Source organism: Enterobacter sp. S-33 (genome assembly GCF_028735835.1).
Taxonomy (GTDB): domain Bacteria; phylum Pseudomonadota; class Gammaproteobacteria; order Enterobacterales; family Enterobacteriaceae; genus Enterobacter; species Enterobacter vonholyi.
The window spans coordinates 194,401-216,238 of sequence record NZ_CP117838.1; the positions used below are offsets into that span (position 1 = coordinate 194,401).

Below are 21,838 nucleotides of genomic sequence, written 5' to 3' on the forward strand. Positions count from 1 at the left end.
AATTTCGTTCTGACTGGCTTGACGTGTTTACTATAAAGACAATAGTTAATACAGGGCCATATGCTCTCTAAGCTCTTCCTGAATAACGACAAATATCGCCGAATTCGGCTCTCTCTGGGGTCGCGTTGATGATGATAAAAAAAATCAGTGGTCGCCATGCTGCTTCTGGCCTGGTGGGAATTTCAGCCTGCCTGTTCTTTTGTAATACAGCGTCTGCCTGGCAACAGGAATATATCGTTTCAGACGCCCAGAATAATACGGCGGAACGCTATACATGGGACGCGGATCACCAACCGCGTTATGAGGATATTCTGGCTGAGCGTATTCAGTCTTCGCAGAACGCGCCGGGACTTGCCCTGAATATACCGTCTGGCAGAACGACGGAGGGGGCAATGAGCGTGGGCTGGAATTTTCCCGTTTCAGCACGCATCACCACCGGCCCGGTGGTGGCATGGCGGTACGACGGCACGACTCCCATGATGATCAACGAGTTTGGTGATAGCGCGTCGACGCAAGCAATCACCGACCCGCTCTGGCATGCCAGCGTCAGCACGCTGGGGTGGCGCGTGAATACCCAGTATGGCGATCTCCGTCCGTGGGCGCAGATTAGCTATAACCAGCAGTTTGGTGAAAACCAGTGGAAATCGCAGTTTGGCATGCCGCAAACGCCAGCCCCTGCCCAAAACGGTAGCTGGATGGATGTCACCGTGGGAACGGATATTCCCTTTAACACGCGTATGGCGGCCTATGCGTCGCTGGCTCAGGGGGAGCACACCACCACCGGTGAGGAGTTTTTATACACACTCGGCGTCAGCGCAAATTTCTAGAGTTGTTACTTTTTTAAACGTTACGGTAACATCTCGAATACAATAACCACGGGCTTTACAGCGATAGCAGATACTAACATGCTATCGCTTTATTCCCGTGCCAGGTCATTCATTCCCGATTCCAGGCATTTCATTCCGTTCCGCCTGCATTTCATGCCGTTTTACCCCAGGTGTTTTAAGGTTTTGTTTATCGTTGTCCTCAGCGAACTTCCTTAATTTCTCTTGCAGGACAACTGCCATGAACACATCAACCTATAACCGCACGCGCTGGCTCACGCTCTTTGGCACCATCGTCACTCAGTTTGCATTGGGGTCGGTCTATACCTGGAGCCTGTTCAACAGCGCGCTTTCCGACAAACTCGGCGCGCCGGTCAGCCAGGTCGCGTTCTCCTTTGGTTTGCTGAGCCTGGGTCTGGCGATTTCATCTTCCGTCGCGGGTAAGCTGCAGGAGCGTTTTGGCGTGAAGCGCGTGACCATGGCGTCCGGCATCCTGCTGGGTCTGGGCTTTTTCCTGACGGCGCACTCCAGCAACCTGATGATGTTGTGGCTGAGCGCCGGCGTGCTGGTGGGTCTGGCCGATGGCGCAGGTTACCTGCTGACCCTGTCGAACTGCGTGAAGTGGTTCCCGGAGCGTAAAGGTTTAATCTCCGCGTTTGCCATCGGCTCTTATGGCCTGGGCAGCCTCGGGTTCAAATTTATCGATGCCCATTTGCTGGCGTCCGTCGGCCTCGAAAAAACCTTTATGATCTGGGGCGCAATCGTGCTGGTGATGATTTTGTTCGGCGCCACGCTGATGAACGATGCGCCGCAGCAGGAGGTTAAATCCGTGAACGGCGTGGTGGAGAACGACTTCACCCTCGCGCAGTCCATGCGTAAGCCACAGTACTGGATGCTGGCGGTAATGTTCCTGACTGCCTGCATGAGCGGTCTGTATGTTATCGGCGTGGCGAAGGATATCGCGCAGGGCATGGTGAAGCTGGATGCGGCCACGGCGGCGAACGCGGTGACGGTCATCTCCATTGCCAACCTCTCCGGTCGTCTGGTGCTCGGTATTCTGTCTGACAAAATTGCCCGCATCCGCGTGATTACGATTGGGCAAGTGGTCTCGCTGGTCGGTATGGCGGCGCTGCTGTTCGCTCCGCTGAATGAAGCCACCTTCTTTGCGGCGATTGCCTGCGTGGCCTTTAACTTCGGCGGCACTATTACCGTCTTCCCGTCACTGGTGAGCGAGTTCTTTGGCCTGAACAATCTGGCGAAAAACTACGGCGTTATCTATCTGGGCTTCGGGATCGGCAGTATCTGCGGCTCGCTGATTGCCTCCCTGTTCGGCGGGTTCTACGTGACCTTCTGCGTAATATTTGCCCTGCTGATTATCTCGCTGGCGCTCTCAACCACGATTCGCCAGCCGCAGCGCGAAGTATTCAAAGAAGCGCATGCGTAAGCGGTATGAAAGAGGCCTCTGTGGCCTCTTTTGTCTTTATGCGAGACGCTTCCCGTCTCGATATTTTGTAAAAATTTACACCGATCACACTCTCTGCTGCCACTTTTCTCTCCCGCTGTGGTCTACTTACCGCGCTTGTAGACGTTTCTCATAACGCTTCCTTACGCATTTACTTACTCTGTCCGCTTTCTCTTTGAGATTCGACGGGTCTTTATACCCCTTCCCCCAGGGTTGTTTGCATGAAATACATTAGGTCTCTTACCCAGCAAAGATTGTGTCTGATGCTGGCTGTCTATATCGGATTATTTCTGAATGGCGCGGTACTGTTCAGAAGAGTGGAAGGTTATTTCGAAAACCTTACCGTAAGTAATTGTATTTTTGCCGCAATTGAAGTGTTCGGCTCCGTCCTCGCTACCTTCTTCCTCTTACGCCTGCTGTCCCTTTTTGGCCGACGTACCTGGCAAATTTTGGCCTCGCTGGTGGTGATTATTTCTGCCGCCGCAAGCTATTACATGACCTTTATGAACGTGGTCATTGGGTACGGTATTGTTGCCTCGGTGATGACCACGGATATCGATCTCTCGAAAGAGGTGGTAGGGAAAGGCTTTATCGTCTGGACGGCTTTAACCTGTCTGATCCCGCTGTTCTTTATCTGGAACAATACGTGCCGCTATACGCTGTTACGCCAGCTGCGCACGCGTGGACAGCGGATCCGCAATATCGTCGTCGTCCTGCTGGCCGGTCTGCTGGTATGGGCGCCTATCCGCCTGATGGAAACGCAGCAAAAACGCGTTGAAAAAGCGACGGGCGTGGATATGCCAAGCTATGGCGGCGTGGTGGCAAACTCCTATTTGCCGTCTAACTGGCTGTCAGCGTTAGGTCTGTATGCCTGGGCGCAGGCGGATGAATCCGGTGATGTTAAGTCGCTGATCAATCCACTGAAAAAATTCACCTACCAGCCGCCAGCCGACGGGCTTGATGATACGTACGTCGTTTTTGTCATTGGCGAAACGACGCGCTGGGATCATATGGGCATTCTCGGCTATAACCGGGATACCACGCCAAAGCTGGCGCAGGAGAAGAACCTGGTGGCGTACCGGGGTTACTCCTGCGATACCGCGACCAAGCTTTCGCTGCGCTGTATGTTTGTTCGCGAAGGCGGTGCAAGCGATAACCCGCAGCGTACGCTGAAAGAGCAAAACGTCTTTGCCGTGCTGAAGCAGCTTGGATTTAGCTCAGACCTGTTTGCCATGCAAAGTGAGATGTGGTTCTACACCAATACCCTGGCAGATAATATCGCGTACCGTGAGCAGATTGGCGCCGAACCGCGTAATCGCGGTAAAAACGTCGACGACATGCTGCTGCTGGAAGAAATGTCGCAATCCCTCAAGAATCATCCGCAGGGCAAGCATCTTGTCATTCTGCATACCAAAGGATCGCATTACAGCTATTACCAGCGCTACACGCGTGATTTCGCGAAGTGGCAGCCTGAGTGCGTGGGCATTAATAAAGACTGCAGCAAGCAGGAGCTGATCAATGCCTATGATAACTCAGTGCTGTATGTGGATACCTTCCTGAGCCGGGTGATCGACCAGCTGCGCGATAAGAAAGCGATTGTGATTTATGCGGCAGACCACGGTGAATCCATCAACGAGAAAGAGCATCTGCACGGTACGCCGCGCAAGCTGGCACCGCCTGAACAGTTCCGCGTGCCGATGATCATGTGGATGTCGGATAAGTACCTGGAAAACCCGGAGAAGGCGAAGATGTTTGCTCAGCTGAAGAAAGAGGCGGAGATGAAGGTGCCGCGTCGTCACGTTGAGCTGTACGACACCATTATGGGTTGTCTCGGCTATACCTCACCGAACGGTGGGATTAACGAAAACAACAACTGGTGTAAACTCCCTGCTAACAGCGTAAAAACCGCGCAGTAGCTGCTCTGGCGAGAATATCGCCAGTTGAATGGCTTTTTGAAAATAAGGGATTGACGGGGGCGCACCTCAGCAGTAAGATGCGCTCCGCATTCGGCGAGTAGCGCAGCTTGGTAGCGCAACTGGTTTGGGACCAGTGGGTCGGAGGTTCGAATCCTCTCTCGCCGACCACATTCTGAAAAGGGCTAACCGCAAGGTTAGCCCTTTTTGCATTATGACCTTATCCCGCCAGAGTATCCAAAACGCCCCTTAGATCCGCTTCTTCCTGCCTGTTAACGATTTTGTGACATAATCCATTGTATTTTTTTATATATAGATTGATCTTTTTTCGCGTTGCTTATGGATAACCTCAGCATTTTTCGCTGTGCGTTTTAGCGTTCATGGAATTTAGTGCTCAGATAATCACCATTCTGCAAGAAAATTTACCCATTCTGAATAAAAGTTAATCACTGATTGTTGCGAAATATGAAGAGACTTGTGCTGCAGGATAGCGAGTAGCATAAATTTCCCTGCTGAAAACTGGCATACATAGTTTTTTTAATCTTTGTTTGCGGTTTCTCACACTCAGCGTAAATCCCCGTCACCTGTATTGACGTTTTCACATTCTGTTGACAGATTGTAGGGCATGAGGGGCATTTCAGGGACGATCTGCGCTGCAACTCAAACGCTCTTCTGAAAGGATTCTCCATCCCTTTAAAGCCTTCGGGCATCACCGACCGGACCGGGTAAAAAATAAATAAAGGTCTGGCGGCGTAACACAACAAAGCAAAACATCACATTGGAGCAGAATAATGAGTATTTCCTTGAAGAAGTCAGGGATGCTGAAGCTTGGTCTGAGCCTGGTGGCTATGACCGTGGCAGCAAGCGTACAGGCAAAAACCCTGGTTTACTGTTCTGAAGGCTCGCCGGAAGGCTTTAACCCACAGCTCTTTACCTCTGGTACGACTTACGACGCAAGCTCTGTACCGATCTATAACCGTCTGGTTGAATTCAAAACCGGTACCACGGAAGTGATTCCGGGGCTGGCAGAGAAGTGGGACGTCAGCGAAGACGGCAAAACCTATACCTTCCACCTGCGCAAAGGCGTGAAGTGGCAGGACAGCAAAGAATTCAAACCAACGCGCGACTTTAACGCCGACGACGTTGTGTTCTCCTTCGATCGTCAGAAAAACGCGCAGAACCCGTACCACAAAGTGTCTGGCGGCAGCTATGAATACTTCGAAGGGATGGGCCTGCCGGATCTGATTTCTGAAGTGAAAAAAGTGGACGACAATACCGTTCAGTTCGTGCTGACGCGTCCGGAAGCGCCATTCCTGGCTGACCTGGCTATGGACTTTGCTTCAATTCTGTCCAAAGAGTATGCGGACAACATGCTGAAAGCCGGTACGCCGGAAAAAGTCGACCTGAACCCAATCGGTACCGGTCCATTCCAGCTGCTGCAGTACCAGAAAGACTCCCGCATTCTGTACAAAGCGTTCGAAGGCTATTGGGGCACCAAGCCGCAGATCGACCGTCTGGTCTTCTCCATTACGCCTGATGCATCAGTGCGTTATGCAAAACTGCAGAAAAACGAATGCCAGGTTATGCCATACCCGAACCCGGCTGACATTGCCCGCATGAAGCAGGACAAGAACATCAACCTGCTGGAGCAGGCTGGCCTGAACGTGGGCTATCTCTCCTTCAACACCGAGAAGAAACCGTTTGATGACGTGAAAGTGCGTCAGGCGCTGACCTACGCGGTGAACAAAGAAGCGATCATCAAGGCGGTTTACCAGGGCGCTGGCGTTGCAGCCAAAAACCTGATCCCACCAACCATGTGGGGCTATAACGACGACGTTAAAGACTACAGCTACGATCCTGAGAAAGCGAAAGCGCTGCTGAAAGAAGCGGGCCAGGATAAAGGCTTCACCGTCGAGCTGTGGGCGATGCCGGTACAGCGTCCGTACAACCCGAACGCACGCCGCATGGCAGAAATGGTTCAGGCTGACTGGGCTAAGATTGGCGTTCAGGCCAAGATTGTGACCTACGAGTGGGGCGAGTACCTGAAGCGCGCTAAAGCGGGTGAGCACCAGGCGGTAATGATGGGCTGGACCGGTGATAACGGGGATCCGGACAACTTCTTCGCTACCCTGTTCAGCTGCGCGGCGGCGAAAGACGGTTCTAACTACTCTCGCTGGTGCTACAAGCCGTTTGAAGACCTGATCCAGCCGGCGCGTGCGACCGACGATCACAACAAACGTATTGAACTGTACAAGCAGGCTCAGGTTGTTATGCACGATCAGGCTCCGGCGCTGATTGTTGCTCACTCCACCGTGTACGAGCCAGTGCGTAAAGAAGTGAAGGGCTACGTGGTTGATCCACTGGGCAAACACCACTTCGAGAACGTATCTGTTGAATAATAAGTAGGGTGTTTTCCCTCTCCCTCCGGGAGAGGGCAGGGGTGAGGGGCGTGCATGCATCCCCTCACCCTCATCTTCTCTCAAGGGAGAAGAAATTTACATTTGTGAGCAATACAGACGTCACGCCACTGGTCGTGCGTCATCAGAGAGAATCCGGGTTATGTTGCAGTTCATCCTCCGACGTCTGGGACTTGTTATCCCCACGTTTATCGGTATCACCCTTCTCACTTTTGCCTTCGTCCATATGATCCCCGGCGACCCGGTAATGATTATGGCGGGCGAGCGTGGTATTTCCCCTGAGCGCCATGCACAGCTGCTGGCTGAACTCGGTCTCGATAAGCCGATGTGGCAGCAGTATCTCCACTATATCTGGGGCGTGCTGCACGGTGATTTAGGGATTTCGCTGAAAAGCCGTCTTCCGGTGTGGGACGAGTTCGTGCCGCGTTTTAAAGCGACGCTGGAGCTTGGCGTCTGCGCCATGATTTTCGCCACTGCGGTAGGTATCCCGGTTGGGGTACTGGCAGCCGTTAAGCGTGGCTCTATTTTTGACCATACCGCCGTGGGCCTGGCGCTGACCGGCTACTCCATGCCTATCTTCTGGTGGGGCATGATGCTGATCATGCTGGTCTCGGTGCAGCTTAACCTGACCCCGGTCTCCGGGCGCGTTAGCGATATGGTCTTCCTGGATGACTCCAACCCGCTCACCGGCTTTATGCTGATTGATACGGCTATCTGGGGCGAGGAGGGCAACTTCATGGATGCCGTCGCGCACATGATCCTGCCTGCCATGGTGCTGGGGACCATTCCTCTGGCGGTGATCGTGCGTATGACCCGTTCATCGATGCTGGAAGTGCTGGGTGAGGATTATATACGCACCGCGCGCGCCAAGGGCCTGACGCGTATGCGCGTCATCATTGTTCACGCGCTGCGTAATGCCATGCTGCCGGTGGTGACCGTTATCGGTCTCCAGGTGGGGACGTTGCTGGCGGGGGCGATTCTGACCGAAACCATCTTCTCCTGGCCGGGCCTGGGCCGCTGGCTGATTGACGCGCTGCAACGCCGTGACTATCCGGTTGTGCAGGGCGGTGTACTGCTGGTCGCGACGATGATTATCCTCGTCAACCTGCTGGTCGATTTGCTGTACGGCGTGGTGAACCCGCGTATTCGTCATAAGAAGTAAGGGACCATCATGTCACAAGTCACTCAAAATAAAGCGGTCGCGGCACCGGTTCCTATGACGCCGCTGCAGGAATTCTGGCACTACTTCAAGCGCAATAAAGGTGCGGTAGTAGGTCTGGTGTATGTTGCTATCATGATCCTGATTGCGGTGTTTGCGAACTTCCTCGCACCGTATAATCCGGCGGACCAGTTCCGCGATGCGCTGCTCGCGCCACCTGCGTGGCAGGACGGCGGTAGCCTGGCGCACCTGCTCGGTACCGATGACGTGGGCCGCGATGTGCTGTCGCGTCTGATGTACGGCGCGCGCCTGTCGCTGCTGGTCGGCTGCCTGGTGGTGGTGCTCTCCCTGATTATGGGGATCGTTCTCGGCCTGGTTGCCGGTTACTTCGGCGGTATCGTTGATAACATCATCATGCGTATCGTCGACATTATGCTGGCGCTGCCAAGCCTGCTGCTGGCCCTGGTGCTGGTGGCGATCTTTGGTCCGTCGATCGGTAATGCCGCCCTGGCGCTGACGTTCGTGGCGCTTCCTCACTATGTACGTTTAACCCGTGCGGCGGTGCTGGTGGAAGTGAACCGCGATTACGTTACCGCCTCTCGTGTGGCGGGGGCCGGTGCGATGCGCCAGATGTTCGTGAATATCTTCCCTAACTGCCTTGCGCCGCTGATCGTTCAGGCGTCGCTCGGTTTCTCTAACGCCATTCTTGATATGGCCGCTCTTGGCTTCCTGGGAATGGGTGCGCAGCCGCCAACACCGGAGTGGGGCACCATGCTCTCCGACGTGTTGCAGTTCGCACAAAGCGCCTGGTGGGTTGTCACCTTCCCGGGTCTGGCAATCCTGCTGACGGTGCTGGCATTTAACCTGATGGGTGATGGCCTGCGTGATGCGCTTGATCCCAAACTGAAGCAGTAAGAGGCACGAGATGGCGTTATTAAATGTAGATAAATTATCGGTGCACTTCGGCGATGAAGGCACCCCGTTTCGCGCCGTGGACCGCATCAGCTACAGCGTAAATCAGGGCGAAGTGGTAGGCATTGTCGGGGAGTCCGGTTCCGGTAAGTCGGTGAGTTCACTGGCGATCATGGGGCTGATTGATTACCCGGGCCGCGTGATGGCGGAAAACCTACAGTTCAACGGTCAGGATCTGAAGCGCATTTCTGAAAAACAGCGCCGCCAGCTGGTGGGCGCCGAAGTGGCGATGATTTTCCAGGATCCGATGACCAGCCTTAACCCCTGCTACACCGTTGGTTTCCAGATTATGGAAGCGATTAAGGTGCATCAGGGTGGGAATAAGAAAACCCGTCGCCAGCGCGCGATCGATCTGCTGAACCAGGTAGGTATTCCTGACCCGGCATCGCGGCTGGACGTTTACCCGCATCAGCTCTCCGGTGGGATGAGCCAGCGCGTGATGATCGCGATGGCGATTGCCTGTCGGCCAAAGCTGCTGATTGCGGATGAACCGACGACGGCGCTGGATGTGACTATTCAGGCACAAATCATCGAACTGCTGCTGGAGCTGCAGCAGAAAGAGAATATGGCGCTGGTGCTGATTACGCACGATCTGGCGCTGGTGGCCGAAGCCGCGCACAAAATCATCGTGATGTATGCGGGCCAGGTGGTTGAGACCGGAAATTCTCACGATATTTTCCGCGCGCCGCGTCACCCGTATACCCAGGCGCTTTTACGCGCGCTGCCGGAGTTTGCTCAGGACAAAGCGCGTCTGGCGTCGCTGCCGGGTGTGGTGCCGGGTAAATATGACCGTCCGCAGGGCTGTCTGCTCAATCCGCGCTGTCCATATGCGACGGACAAATGCCGGGCGGAGGAGCCAGATCTGAACCAGCTGGCTGATGGTCGTCAGTCGAAATGCCACTACCCACTCGATGATGCCGGGAGGCCAACACTATGAGTACGCAACAGGCCACCACGCAACAGCCGCTGTTGCAGGCCATCGACCTGAAAAAATACTACCCGGTGAAGAAGGGACTGTTTGCCCCTGAACGCCTGGTAAAAGCGCTGGACGGCGTCTCCTTTAACCTCGAACGCGGTAAAACGCTGGCGGTGGTGGGAGAGTCAGGCTGCGGGAAATCCACGCTGGGCCGTCTGCTGACGATGATTGAAGTGCCGACCGGCGGTGAGCTCTATTATCAGGGGCAAGATCTACTCAAGCACGATCCGCAGGCGCAGAAGCTGCGTCGCCAGAAAATCCAGATTGTGTTCCAGAACCCGTATGGTTCGCTGAACCCGCGTAAAAAAGTGGGACAGATTCTGGAAGAGCCGCTGCTGATCAACAGTAATCTGAGCAAAGAGCAGCGCCGTGAAAAAGCGCTGGCGATGATGGCGAAGGTCGGCCTCAAAACCGAGCATTACGATCGCTATCCGCACATGTTCTCCGGTGGCCAGCGTCAGCGTATTGCTATCGCGCGCGGGCTGATGCTCGATCCGGACGTGGTGATTGCCGATGAGCCGGTCTCCGCGCTCGACGTATCCGTGCGTGCGCAGGTGCTGAACCTGATGATGGATCTGCAGCAGGAGCTGGGGCTGTCTTACGTTTTCATCTCCCACGACCTGTCGGTGGTGGAGCATATTGCTGATGAGGTGATGGTGATGTACCTGGGACGCTGCGTGGAGAAGGGGACCAAAGACCAGATCTTTAATAATCCTCGTCACCCGTATACCCAGGCGCTGCTGTCTGCGACGCCGCGTCTGAACCCGGACGATCGTCGTGAGCGTATTAAGCTGACGGGTGAATTGCCAAGTCCGCTGAATCCGCCTCCGGGATGTGCATTCAACGCCCGCTGCAGCCGCCGCTTTGGCCCGTGCACCCAGCTCCAGCCGCAGCTGAAGGATTATGGCGGCCAGCTGGTTGCCTGCTTCGCGGTCGATCAGGATGAAAATGGCGAGAAGCCACACGCATAACGAAAAAAACCGGCGCTAAGCCGGTTTTTTTATGTCTGATTGATTATTTCCGCAGGCGAATCTGGTCGACGGCGTGCTTCTCGCTCTTGGTGAGGATCAGGCTCGCACGCTCGCGCGTCGGCAGGATGTTCTCTTTGAGGTTCACGTAGTTGATCTCATTCCATAGCCCCGTCGCCACATTGATCGCTTCTTCTTCAGAAAGCTGAGCATAGTGGTGGAAATAGGAATCCGGATCGGTGAACGCCCCTTCGCGGAACTTCAGGAAGCGGTTGATGTACCAGTTTTGCAGCAGGTCTTCCGGCGCATCGACATAAATAGAGAAATCGACGAAATCCGAGACGAATACGTGATGCGGGTCGTGAGGATAGTCCATGCCGCTTTGCAGCACGTTCAGACCTTCCAGAATGAGAATATCCGGCTGAACCACCGTTTTATCCCCACCCGGGATGCGATCGTAGATCAGGTGCGAATAGACTGGCGCAGTCACGTGCGGCACGCCGGATTTCAGGTCAGAGACAAATTTCACCAGACGGTGCATATCGTAAGAGAGCGGGAAGCCCTTCTTCTTCATCAGCCCACGTTCTTTTAATACCTCGTTCGGGTGCAGAAAACCGTCGGTGGTGATCAGCTCCACGCTGCGGTGTTCCGGCCAGCGGCTCAACAGTGCCTGCAGGACGCGCGCGGTGGTACTTTTACCCACGGCCACGCTGCCTGCGATACTAATGATATAAGGAATGCGTTGACCGTTCGTCCCGAGAAACTGCTCCAGCACGGCCTGACGACGCAGGTTTGAGCTGATATAGAAGTTAAGCAAGCGAGAGAGGGGGAGATAAATTTCTGCCACCTCTTCCAGGGACAGATCTTCGTTTATCCCTTTTAACCGTGCGATTTCACCTTCCGTCAGCGTCATAGGGACGGAATCACGCAGGGCAGCCCACTGGCTGCGGTTAAAGTGAAGATAAGGCGTCATTAACGTTTGCTCTTTTTTGCTCATAAGCATGCTTCAGCGAGCCAGCACCACACTGCCGGATCGTGGCTCATCACATAGTTAATTTTGGACAATGGGCAGGAGGTTAACACCAGATGACGGGAATAATAAGAAAAAAGATGGAAAGCGCTGCGTTACGCGGAAGCCGTCACGCTACGGTGAATACGGTGCAAATCACGATGATATGTTGAATATTTGACCTCGAATGGCTACTTTTACAGCGCTCTATACGCTGTTCGCATAAAATGTGAGCGAAAGAACGTTTTATGCAAATTTTTAGTTGCATGACCGCGCAGGTATCCATAGAATGCGCGCTACTTGATGCCGACTTAGCTCAGTAGGTAGAGCAACTGACTTGTAATCAGTAGGTCACCAGTTCGATTCCGGTAGTCGGCACCATCAAGTCCGGTGGGGTTCCCGAGCGGCCAAAGGGAGCAGACTGTAAATCTGCCGTCACAGACTTCGAAGGTTCGAATCCTTCCCCCACCACCACTTTCTGGCAGCGTAAATGCCGCCGGAGCTGGTTGGAAAAATTAGCCAGCTCAAACTGAAAAAGAGAGAAATCTCTTTTTTTGTTACAGAAAGAACTGGGTAGCCGAGTTTCAGGATGCGGGCATCGTATAATGGCTATTACCTCAGCCTTCCAAGCTGATGATGCGGGTTCGATTCCCGCTGCCCGCTCCAATACGTGCTGATATGGCTCAGTTGGTAGAGCGCACCCTTGGTAAGGGTGAGGTCCCCAGTTCGACTCTGGGTATCAGCACCACTTCACTTCTCCTTCCCGTTTCTCTCTGTTTCAATTTTACTGTATTCAACAATTCAGGCATTTCGCCTGGTTGATGTGGTGATATCACCGATTTATCCGTGTCTTAGAGGGACAATCGATGTCTAAAGAAAAGTTTGAACGTACAAAACCGCACGTTAACGTCGGTACTATCGGCCACGTTGACCATGGTAAAACAACGCTGACCGCTGCAATCACTACCGTTCTGGCAAAAACCTACGGTGGTTCTGCTCGTGCTTTCGACCAGATCGATAACGCACCAGAAGAAAAAGCTCGTGGTATCACTATCAACACCTCTCACGTTGAGTACGACACCCCGACTCGCCACTACGCACACGTAGACTGCCCAGGCCACGCCGACTATGTTAAAAACATGATCACCGGTGCTGCGCAGATGGACGGCGCGATCCTGGTTGTTGCTGCGACTGACGGCCCAATGCCTCAGACTCGTGAGCACATCCTGCTGGGTCGTCAGGTAGGCGTTCCTTTCATCATCGTGTTCCTGAACAAGTGCGACATGGTTGATGACGAAGAGCTGCTGGAACTGGTAGAGATGGAAGTTCGTGAACTGCTGTCTCAGTACGATTTCCCAGGCGACGATACTCCAATCGTTCGTGGTTCTGCTCTGAAAGCGCTGGAAGGCGAAGCTGAGTGGGAAGCGAAAATCATCGAACTGGCTGGCTTCCTGGATTCTTACATCCCAGAACCAGAGCGTGCGATTGACAAGCCATTCCTGCTGCCAATCGAAGACGTATTCTCCATCTCCGGTCGTGGTACCGTTGTTACCGGTCGTGTAGAGCGCGGTATCATCAAAGTTGGTGAAGAAGTTGAAATCGTTGGTATCAAAGAGACTGCGAAGTCTACCTGTACTGGCGTTGAAATGTTCCGCAAACTGCTGGACGAAGGCCGTGCTGGTGAGAACGTTGGTGTTCTGCTGCGTGGTATCAAACGTGAAGAAATCGAACGTGGTCAGGTTCTGGCGAAGCCAGGCTCAATCAAGCCACACACCAAGTTCGAATCTGAAGTGTACATTCTGTCCAAAGACGAAGGCGGCCGTCATACTCCGTTCTTCAAAGGCTACCGTCCACAGTTCTACTTCCGTACAACTGACGTGACCGGTACCATCGAACTGCCAGAAGGCGTTGAGATGGTAATGCCAGGCGACAACATCAAGATGGTTGTGACTCTGATCCACCCAATCGCGATGGACGACGGTCTGCGTTTCGCAATCCGTGAAGGTGGCCGTACCGTTGGCGCGGGCGTGGTTGCTAAAGTTCTCGGCTAATCGCTGATAACATTTGACGCAATGCGCATGAAAAGGGCATCATTTGATGCCCTTTTTGCACGCTTTCACATCAGAACCTGGCTCATCAGTGATTATTTTTGTCATAATCATTGCTGAGACAGGCTCTGCAGAGAGCGTATAATCCATAAAGGGATTAGCGTTTCGATTTGGCTCGCCTCGCAATCGCGGGGTGAAATTATTTGTAGAATTCTTCTGACAGGTTGGTTTATGAGTGCGAATACCGAAGCTCAAGGGAGCGGGCGCGGCCTGGAAGCGATGAAGTGGGTCGCTGTTGCCGTGCTGCTGATTGTGGCAATCGTTGGCAACTATCTTTATCGTGACATGATGCTGCCGCTCCGCGCGCTGGCAGTGGTGATTCTGATTGCTGCAGCGGGCGGTGTCGCGCTGTTGACGACTAAGGGTAAAGCGACCGTTGCTTTCGCTCGTGAAGCACGTACCGAAGTCCGCAAGGTCATTTGGCCGACTCGCCAGGAAACATTGCACACCACGCTGATCGTGGCTGCAGTGACTGCGGTAATGTCACTGATCCTGTGGGGACTGGATGGTATTCTGGTTCGCCTGGTTTCCTTTATTACTGGCCTGAGGTTCTAAGATGTCTGAAGCCCCTAAAAAGCGTTGGTACGTCGTTCAGGCGTTTTCCGGTTTTGAAGGCCGCGTAGCAACGTCGCTGCGTGAGCATATCAAATTACACAACATGGAAGAGTTATTTGGCGAAGTGATGGTTCCGACCGAAGAAGTGGTTGAGATCCGTGGCGGCCAACGTCGCAAAAGCGAGCGTAAATTCTTCCCGGGTTACGTGCTGGTTCAGATGGTGATGAACGATGCGAGCTGGCACCTGGTGCGCAGCGTACCGCGCGTGATGGGCTTTATCGGCGGCACGTCTGACCGTCCGGCGCCAATCAGCGATAAAGAAGTTGATGCGATTATGAACCGCCTGCAGCAGGTGGGTGATAAGCCGCGTCCGAAAACGCTGTTTGAACCGGGTGAAATGGTTCGTGTTAGCGACGGTCCGTTTGCTGACTTTAATGGCGTCGTTGAAGAAGTGGACTACGAGAAGTCCCGCCTGAAAGTTTCTGTTTCTATTTTCGGTCGTGCGACCCCGGTAGAACTGGACTTTGCGCAGGTCGAAAAAGCCTAAGCAGCGATCAAAAAAGCGGCGATTTAATCGTTGCACAGGGCGCGAGATTGGAATACAATTTCGCGCCTTTTGTTTTTATGGGCCCCGGCCCGTAAAACGAATTTTATTCACGGGGAGCCTCCCTGAGGCGCTATCACCCAATCAGAGGATTTTAGAATGGCTAAGAAAGTACAAGCCTACGTCAAGCTGCAGGTTGCAGCTGGTATGGCGAACCCAAGTCCACCAGTTGGTCCAGCTCTGGGTCAGCAGGGTGTGAACATCATGGAATTCTGTAAAGCGTTCAACGCAAAAACTGAATCCCTGGAAAAAGGTCTGCCAATCCCAGTCGTAATCACTGTTTACGCTGACCGTTCTTTCACTTTCGTTACCAAAACCCCTCCAGCAGCTGTTCTGCTGAAGAAAGCGGCTGGTATCAAGTCTGGTTCCGGTAAACCGAACAAAGACAAAGTGGGTAAAATTTCCCGCGCTCAGCTGCAGGAAATCGCGCAGACCAAAGCTGCCGACATGACTGGTGCCGACATTGAAGCGATGACTCGCTCAATCGAAGGTACTGCACGTTCCATGGGCCTGGTAGTGGAGGACTAAGAAATGGCTAAACTGACCAAGCGCATGTCCGTGATCCGTGACAAAGTTGATGCGACCAAACAGTACGACATCAACGAAGCTATCGCTCTGCTGAAAGAACTGGCAACTGCTAAGTTCGTTGAAAGCGTTGACGTTGCCGTTAACCTGGGCATCGACGCGCGTAAATCCGATCAGAACGTTCGTGGCGCAACTGTACTGCCACATGGTACTGGCCGTTCCGTTCGCGTAGCTGTATTTGCTCAGGGTGCAAACGCTGAAGCTGCTAAAGCTGCCGGCGCTGAACTGGTAGGTATGGAAGACCTGGCTGATCAGATCAAGAAAGGCGAAATGAACTTTGACGTTGTTATTGCTTCTCCAGATGCAATGCGCGTTGTTGGCCAGCTGGGCCAGGTTCTGGGTCCACGCGGCCTGATGCCAAACCCGAAAGTTGGTACTGTAACCCCTAACGTTGCTGAAGCGGTTAAGAACGCTAAAGCAGGTCAGGTTCGTTATCGTAACGACAAAAACGGCATCATCCACACCACCATCGGTAAAGTGGACTTTGACGCTGACAAACTGAAAGAAAACCTGGAAGCTCTGCTGGTTGCGCTGAAAAAAGCGAAACCAACTCAGGCGAAAGGCGTGTACATCAAGAAAGTTAGCATCTCCACCACTATGGGTGCAGGTGTTGCAGTTGACCAGGCTGGCCTGAGCGCTGCTGCAAACTAATGCCTTTACGTGGGCGGTGATTTTGTCTACAATCTTACCCCCACGTTTGCTAACAAAAGTTAGCGGCTAAAAGATTTGTTCGTTGGAGCCTGGCCTAATCCAGGCCTCCGTCGAAGACCGCAGGTGTTTCGCAAGAGACTTAATCCCCTGCGTAGACGGTGACAGAACGCTAAGATTATTTTTGGATACTCTGGCTTGTTTCTGCTCACCGTATTAAGACGCTCTTTCCGTTGGGGAGAGTGAAGTGAGTTCCGGAACATGAGTTCCGGCAAACATCCAGGAGCAAAGCTAATGGCTTTAAATCTTCAAGACAAACAAGCGATTGTTGCTGAAGTCAGCGAAGTAGCCAAAGGCGCGCTGTCTGCAGTAGTTGCGGATTCCCGTGGCGTTACTGTAGACAAAATGACTGAACTGCGTAAAGCAGGTCGTGAAGCTGGCGTATACATGCGTGTTGTTCGTAACACCCTGCTGCGCCGCGTAGTTGAAGGTACTCAGTTCGAGTGCCTGAAAGACACGTTTGTTGGTCCGACCCTGATTGCATACTCTATGGAACACCCGGGCGCTGCTGCTCGTCTGTTCAAAGAGTTCGCGAAAGCGAATGCAAAATTTGAGGTCAAAGCTGCAGCCTTTGAAGGTGAGTTGATCCCGGCATCGCAAATCGATCGCCTGGCAACCCTGCCGACCTACGAAGAAGCAATTGCACGCCTGATGGCAACCATGAAAGAAGCTGCGGCTGGCAAACTGGTTCGCACTCTGGCTGCTGTACGCGATGCGAAAGAAGCTGCTTAATCGCAGTTATCTTTATAAAGCATTTGCTTACGTATAAACTTATTCTGATTTTCAGGAACAATTTAAATGTCTATCACTAAAGATCAAATCATTGAAGCAGTAGCAGCTATGTCCGTAATGGACGTTGTAGAGCTGGTTTCTGCAATGGAAGAAAAATTCGGTGTTTCTGCTGCTGCTGCTGTAGCTGTAGCTGCGGGCCCGGCTGAAGCTGCTGAAGAAAAAACTGAATTCGACGTAATTCTGAAAGCTGCTGGCGCTAACAAAGTTGCTGTTATCAAAGCAGTACGTGGCGCAACTGGCCTGGGTCTGAAAGAAGCTAAAGACCTGGTAGAATCTGCTCCAGCTGCGCTGAAAGAAGGCGTGAGCAAAGACGACGCAGAAGCACTGAAAAAATCTCTGGAAGAAGCTGGCGCTGAAGTTGAAGTTAAATAAGCCAACTTTTCTGGTTGCAGCCTGAGTAATTAGGCTGATGGCTGGTGACTTTTTAGTCACCAGCCTTTTTGCGCTGTAAGGCATCAGTAGCATTTCACACTGTTTGACTGCTGATTGTCCTGACAATGCATGTTTCTATCGACGACTTAATATATTGCGACAGGGTGCTCGCTCTGTGTAAATCGCGACGAAATGATTTAAGCGTGATAGCAACAGGTATTGCGGAAAGTATTCAATTTTCCGGTCCACAAAATGGTGTTGCACAAACTGTCCCTTCGTCGGACAGATGGGTCGACTTGTCAGCGAGCTGAGGAACCCTATGGTTTACTCCTATACCGAGAAAAAACGTATTCGTAAGGATTTTGGTAAACGTCCACAAGTTCTGGACATTCCATATCTCCTTTCTATCCAGCTTGACTCGTTCCAGAAGTTTATCGAGCAAGATCCTGAAGGGCAGTACGGTCTGGAAGCAGCCTTCCGCTCCGTGTTCCCGATTCAGAGCTATAGCGGTAACTCCGAGCTGCAGTACGTCAGCTACCGCCTTGGCGAACCGGTGTTTGACGTTCAGGAATGTCAGATCCGTGGCGTGACCTATTCCGCACCGCTGCGCGTAAAACTGCGTCTGGTGATCTACGAGCGCGAAGCTCCGGAAGGCACCGTAAAAGACATTAAAGAACAAGAAGTCTACATGGGTGAAATTCCACTCATGACAGACAACGGTACTTTCGTAATCAACGGTACTGAGCGTGTTATCGTTTCCCAGCTGCATCGTAGCCCGGGCGTCTTCTTCGACAGCGATAAAGGTAAAACACACTCTTCCGGTAAAGTACTGTATAACGCACGCATCATTCCTTACCGTGGTTCATGGCTGGACTTTGAGTTCGATCCGAAAGACAACCTGTTTGTCCGTATCGACCGTCGTCGTAAGCTGCCTGCAACCATCATTCTGCGTGCACTGAACTATACCACTGAGCAGATCCTGGACCTGTTCTTTGAGAAAGTGATCTTTGAAATCCGCGACAACAAGCTGCAGATGGAGCTGGTGCCGGAACGTCTGCGTGGTGAGACCGCGTCGTTCGACATCGAAGCCGACGGCAAAGTGTATGTGGAAAAAGGTCGCCGTATCACCGCGCGCCACATCCGCCAGCTGGAAAAAGATGATATCAAACACATCGAAGTTCCGGTTGAATACATTGCAGGAAAAGTAGCCGCGAAAGATTACGTTGATGAATCAACTGGCGAGCTGATCTGCCCGGCGAACATGGAGCTGAGCCTGGATCTGCTGGCTAAGCTGAGCCAGTCTGGCCACAAACGTATCGAAACGCTGTTCACCAACGATCTGGACCACGGTGCGTATATCTCTGAGACTATTCGCGTCGACCCAACCACCGATCGTCTGAGCGCGCTGGTAGAAATCTACCGCATGATGCGTCCTGGTGAGCCACCAACTCGCGAAGCGGCGGAAAGTCTGTTCGAGAACCTGTTCTTCTCCGAAGACCGCTACGATCTGTCTGCGGTTGGTCGTATGAAGTTCAACCGTTCTCTGCTGCGCGACGAAATCGAAGGTTCCGGTATCCTGAGCAAAGACGACATCATCGAAGTGATGAAGAAGCTCATCGATATCCGTAACGGTAAAGGCGAAGTGGACGATATCGACCACCTCGGCAACCGTCGTATCCGTTCCGTAGGCGAAATGGCGGAAAACCAGTTCCGCGTTGGCCTGGTACGCGTAGAGCGTGCGGTGAAAGAGCGTCTGTCTCTGGGCGATCTGGATACCCTGATGCCTCAGGATATGATCAACGCCAAGCCGATTTCTGCAGCAGTGAAAGAGTTCTTCGGTTCAAGCCAGCTGTCTCAGTTCATGGACCAGAACAACCCGCTGTCTGAGATTACGCACAAACGTCGTATCTCTGCACTCGGCCCAGGCGGTCTGACCCGTGAACGTGCAGGCTTTGAAGTTCGAGACGTACACCCGACGCACTACGGTCGCGTATGTCCAATCGAAACGCCTGAAGGTCCAAACATCGGTCTGATCAACTCCCTGTCCGTGTACGCACAGACTAACGAATACGGTTTCCTTGAGACCCCGTACCGTAAAGTGACCGACGGTGTTGTAACCGATGAAATTCATTACCTGTCTGCTATTGAAGAAGGTAACTACGTTATCGCTCAGGCGAACTCCAACCTGGATGACGAAGGCCACTTTGTAGAAGATCTGGTTACCTGCCGTAGCAAAGGCGAATCCAGCTTGTTCAGCCGCGACCAGGTTGACTACATGGACGTATCCACCCAGCAGGTGGTATCCGTCGGTGCGTCCCTGATCCCGTTCCTGGAACACGATGACGCCAACCGTGCATTGATGGGTGCGAACATGCAACGTCAGGCCGTTCCAACTCTGCGCGCTGATAAGCCGCTGGTTGGTACCGGTATGGAGCGTGCTGTTGCCGTTGACTCCGGTGTTACTGCAGTTGCTAAACGTGGCGGTACTGTTCAGTACGTCGATGCATCCCGTATCGTTATCAAAGTTAACGAAGACGAGATGTATCCGGGCGAAGCAGGTATCGACATTTATAACCTGACCAAATACACCCGTTCTAACCAGAACACCTGTATCAACCAGATGCCTTGCGTGTCTCTGGGTGAGCCAGTTGAGCGCGGCGACGTGCTGGCAGACGGTCCGTCCACCGACCTCGGTGAACTGGCGCTCGGTCAGAACATGCGCGTAGCGTTCATGCCGTGGAACGGTTACAACTTCGAAGACTCCATCCTCGTCTCCGAGCGTGTGGTTCAGGAAGATCGTTTCACCACCATCCATATTCAGGAGCTGGCATGTGTGTCCCGTGACACCAAGCTGGGGCCAGAAGAGATCACCGCTGACATCCCTAACGTGGGTGAAGCTGCGCTCTCCAAACTGGATGAATCCGGTATCGTTTACATCGGTGCTGAAGTGACCGGCGGCGACATTCTGGTTGGTAAGGTTACGCCTAAAGGTGAAACCCAGCTGACGCCAGAAGAGAAACTGCTGCGTGCAATCTTCGGTGAGAAAGCGTCTGACGTTAAAGACTCTTCTCTGCGCGTACCAAACGGTGTTTCCGGTACGGTAATCGACGTTCAGGTCTTCACCCGTGACGGCGTTGAGAAAGATAAGCGTGCGCTGGAAATCGAAGAGATGCAGCTCAAACAGGCTAAGAAAGACCTGTCTGAAGAACTGCAGATCCTCGAAGCGGGTCTGTTCAGCCGTATCTATGCGGTGCTGGTTGCCGGTGGCGTTGAAGCTGAGAAGCTCGACAAACTGCCACGCGATCGCTGGCTGGAACTGGGCCTGACCGACGAAGAGAAACAAAATCAGCTGGAACAGCTGGCTGAGCAGTATGACGAACTGAAACACGAGTTCGAGAAAAAACTCGAAGCGAAACGCCGCAAAATCACTCAGGGCGACGATCTGGCACCTGGCGTGCTGAAGATTGTTAAGGTGTATCTGGCTGTTAAACGTCAGATCCAGCCTGGTGATAAGATGGCAGGTCGTCACGGTAACAAGGGTGTTATCTCTAAGATCAACCCGATCGAAGATATGCCGCACGATGCTAACGGTACGCCGGTAGATATCGTACTGAACCCGCTGGGCGTACCGTCTCGTATGAACATTGGTCAGATCCTGGAAACTCACCTGGGTATGGCTGCGAAAGGCATCGGCGATAAGATTAACGCCATGCTGAAACAGCAGCAGGAAGTCGCGAAACTGCGCGAATTCATCCAGCGTGCCTACGATCTGGGTACCGACGTGCGTCAGAAAGTCGACCTGAACACCTTCAGCGATGAAGAAGTGCTGCGTCTGGCAGAGAACCTGCGCAAAGGTATGCCAATTGCAACGCCGGTATTCGACGGTGCAAAAGAAGCTGAAATTAAAGAGCTGCTGCAACTGGGTGGTCTGCCAACGTCTGGTCAGATTACGCTGTTTGACGGCCGTACTGGTGAACAGTTCGAACGTCCGGTAACCGTAGGTTACATGTACATGCTGAAACTGAACCACCTGGTCGACGACAAGATGCACGCTCGTTCTACCGGTTCTTACAGCCTGGTTACTCAGCAGCCGCTGGGTGGTAAGGCACAGTTCGGTGGTCAGCGCTTCGGGGAGATGGAAGTGTGGGCGCTGGAAGCATACGGCGCGGCATACACCCTGCAGGAAATGCTCACCGTTAAGTCTGATGACGTGAACGGTCGTACCAAGATGTATAAAAACATCGTGGACGGCAACCATCAGATGGAGCCGGGCATGCCAGAATCCTTCAACGTACTGTTGAAAGAGATTCGTTCGCTGGGTATCAACATCGAACTGGAAGACGAGTAATTCTCGCTCAAACAGGTCACTGGTGCCGGGTTAACCCCCGGCACCAGATTGTGCTAACTCCGACGG

General features: G+C 53.1%; 17 protein-coding genes and 5 tRNA genes. 21 read left to right on the forward strand and 1 reads right to left on the reverse strand.

The window, feature by feature from the left end; translation table 11 throughout:
* Positions 1-128: 128 nt before the first annotated feature.
* The 9 genes from PUP35_RS00875 (at position 129) to dppF (ending at position 10,694) form a co-directional block, all read left to right on the forward strand.
* Positions 129-827, forward strand: a complete 699-nt coding sequence (locus PUP35_RS00875) for an autotransporter domain-containing protein (RefSeq protein ID WP_115876658.1) — start codon at positions 129-131, stop codon at positions 825-827.
* A 238-nt stretch (positions 828-1,065) separates the two neighbouring features.
* The gene (locus tag PUP35_RS00880; RefSeq protein ID WP_248175438.1) at positions 1,066-2,268 is read left to right on the forward strand and encodes an L-lactate MFS transporter; all 1,203 of its coding nucleotides are present in this window, start codon (positions 1,066-1,068) and stop codon (positions 2,266-2,268) included.
* A 239-nt stretch (positions 2,269-2,507) separates the two neighbouring features.
* Positions 2,508-4,202, forward strand: coding sequence for a kdo(2)-lipid A phosphoethanolamine 7''-transferase (gene eptB / locus PUP35_RS00885; RefSeq protein WP_274241652.1), 1,695 nt, complete (start codon positions 2,508-2,510; stop codon positions 4,200-4,202).
* Between the two features lie 91 nt (positions 4,203-4,293).
* A tRNA-Pro gene (locus PUP35_RS00890) sits at positions 4,294-4,370 on the forward strand.
* A 620-nt stretch (positions 4,371-4,990) separates the two neighbouring features.
* On the forward strand, positions 4,991-6,598 hold the full coding sequence (dppA, locus tag PUP35_RS00895; protein ID WP_111964353.1) for a dipeptide ABC transporter periplasmic-binding protein DppA: 1,608 nt from the start codon (positions 4,991-4,993) through the stop codon (positions 6,596-6,598).
* A 160-nt stretch (positions 6,599-6,758) separates the two neighbouring features.
* Positions 6,759-7,778 carry a dipeptide ABC transporter permease DppB gene (dppB, locus tag PUP35_RS00900; RefSeq protein WP_008502770.1) on the forward strand — a complete coding sequence of 340 codons (1,020 nt, stop codon included), beginning with the start codon at positions 6,759-6,761 and terminating at the stop codon, positions 7,776-7,778.
* A gap of 9 nt (positions 7,779-7,787) precedes the next feature.
* Positions 7,788-8,690: a dipeptide ABC transporter permease DppC gene (dppC, locus tag PUP35_RS00905; protein WP_274241657.1), complete on the forward strand. Its 903-nt coding sequence runs from the start codon at positions 7,788-7,790 to the stop codon at positions 8,688-8,690.
* A gap of 10 nt (positions 8,691-8,700) precedes the next feature.
* Positions 8,701-9,684, forward strand: coding sequence for a dipeptide ABC transporter ATP-binding protein (gene dppD / locus PUP35_RS00910; protein ID WP_133293554.1), 984 nt, complete (start codon positions 8,701-8,703; stop codon positions 9,682-9,684).
* Positions 9,681-10,694 carry a dipeptide ABC transporter ATP-binding subunit DppF gene (gene dppF, locus PUP35_RS00915; protein ID WP_032644494.1) on the forward strand — a complete coding sequence of 338 codons (1,014 nt, stop codon included), beginning with the start codon at positions 9,681-9,683 and terminating at the stop codon, positions 10,692-10,694. The genes dppD and dppF overlap by 4 nt, the downstream gene beginning before the upstream one ends.
* 43 nt (positions 10,695-10,737) lie before the next feature.
* Here the strand turns inward: dppF and coaA are convergent, their stop codons facing one another.
* On the reverse strand, positions 10,738-11,688 hold the full coding sequence (gene coaA / locus PUP35_RS00920; protein ID WP_021242480.1) for a type I pantothenate kinase: 951 nt from the start codon (positions 11,686-11,688) through the stop codon (positions 10,738-10,740).
* Positions 11,689-12,005: 317 nt separating this feature from the next.
* Here coaA and PUP35_RS00925 point away from each other — a divergent pair.
* The 12 genes from PUP35_RS00925 (at position 12,006) to rpoB (ending at position 21,772) form a co-directional block, all read left to right on the forward strand.
* A tRNA-Thr gene (locus PUP35_RS00925) sits at positions 12,006-12,081 on the forward strand.
* 8 nt (positions 12,082-12,089) lie between these two features.
* A tRNA-Tyr gene (locus tag PUP35_RS00930) sits at positions 12,090-12,174 on the forward strand.
* Between the two features lie 117 nt (positions 12,175-12,291).
* Positions 12,292-12,366 (forward strand) — tRNA-Gly (locus PUP35_RS00935).
* Between the two features lie 6 nt (positions 12,367-12,372).
* A tRNA-Thr gene (locus tag PUP35_RS00940) sits at positions 12,373-12,448 on the forward strand.
* Positions 12,449-12,566: 118 nt separating this feature from the next.
* On the forward strand, positions 12,567-13,751 hold the full coding sequence (tuf, locus tag PUP35_RS00945; protein WP_014068448.1) for an elongation factor Tu: 1,185 nt from the start codon (positions 12,567-12,569) through the stop codon (positions 13,749-13,751).
* A 228-nt stretch (positions 13,752-13,979) separates the two neighbouring features.
* Entirely contained in the window at positions 13,980-14,363 is a 384-nt protein-coding gene (secE, locus tag PUP35_RS00950) for a preprotein translocase subunit SecE (protein WP_014068449.1), read from the forward strand.
* 1 nt (position 14,364) lies between these two features.
* Positions 14,365-14,910, forward strand: coding sequence for a transcription termination/antitermination protein NusG (gene nusG, locus PUP35_RS00955; RefSeq protein ID WP_002438628.1), 546 nt, complete (start codon positions 14,365-14,367; stop codon positions 14,908-14,910).
* Between the two features lie 156 nt (positions 14,911-15,066).
* Entirely contained in the window at positions 15,067-15,495 is a 429-nt protein-coding gene (gene rplK, locus PUP35_RS00960; protein ID WP_008503452.1) for a 50S ribosomal protein L11, read from the forward strand.
* Positions 15,496-15,498: 3 nt separating this feature from the next.
* Positions 15,499-16,203 (forward strand): 50S ribosomal protein L1, encoded by a 705-nt coding sequence (rplA, locus tag PUP35_RS00965; protein WP_006810530.1) that lies wholly within the window; start codon positions 15,499-15,501, stop codon positions 16,201-16,203.
* A 291-nt stretch (positions 16,204-16,494) separates the two neighbouring features.
* A complete protein-coding gene (gene rplJ, locus PUP35_RS00970; protein ID WP_003862338.1) occupies positions 16,495-16,992 on the forward strand; it encodes a 50S ribosomal protein L10 in 498 nt (165 codons plus the stop codon).
* A 66-nt stretch (positions 16,993-17,058) separates the two neighbouring features.
* Positions 17,059-17,424, forward strand: a complete 366-nt coding sequence (gene rplL, locus PUP35_RS00975) for a 50S ribosomal protein L7/L12 (protein ID WP_002445276.1) — start codon at positions 17,059-17,061, stop codon at positions 17,422-17,424.
* A 319-nt stretch (positions 17,425-17,743) separates the two neighbouring features.
* Positions 17,744-21,772 (forward strand): DNA-directed RNA polymerase subunit beta, encoded by a 4,029-nt coding sequence (rpoB, locus tag PUP35_RS00980; protein ID WP_032644498.1) that lies wholly within the window; start codon positions 17,744-17,746, stop codon positions 21,770-21,772.
* The last annotated feature ends 66 nt before the right edge of the window (positions 21,773-21,838 follow it).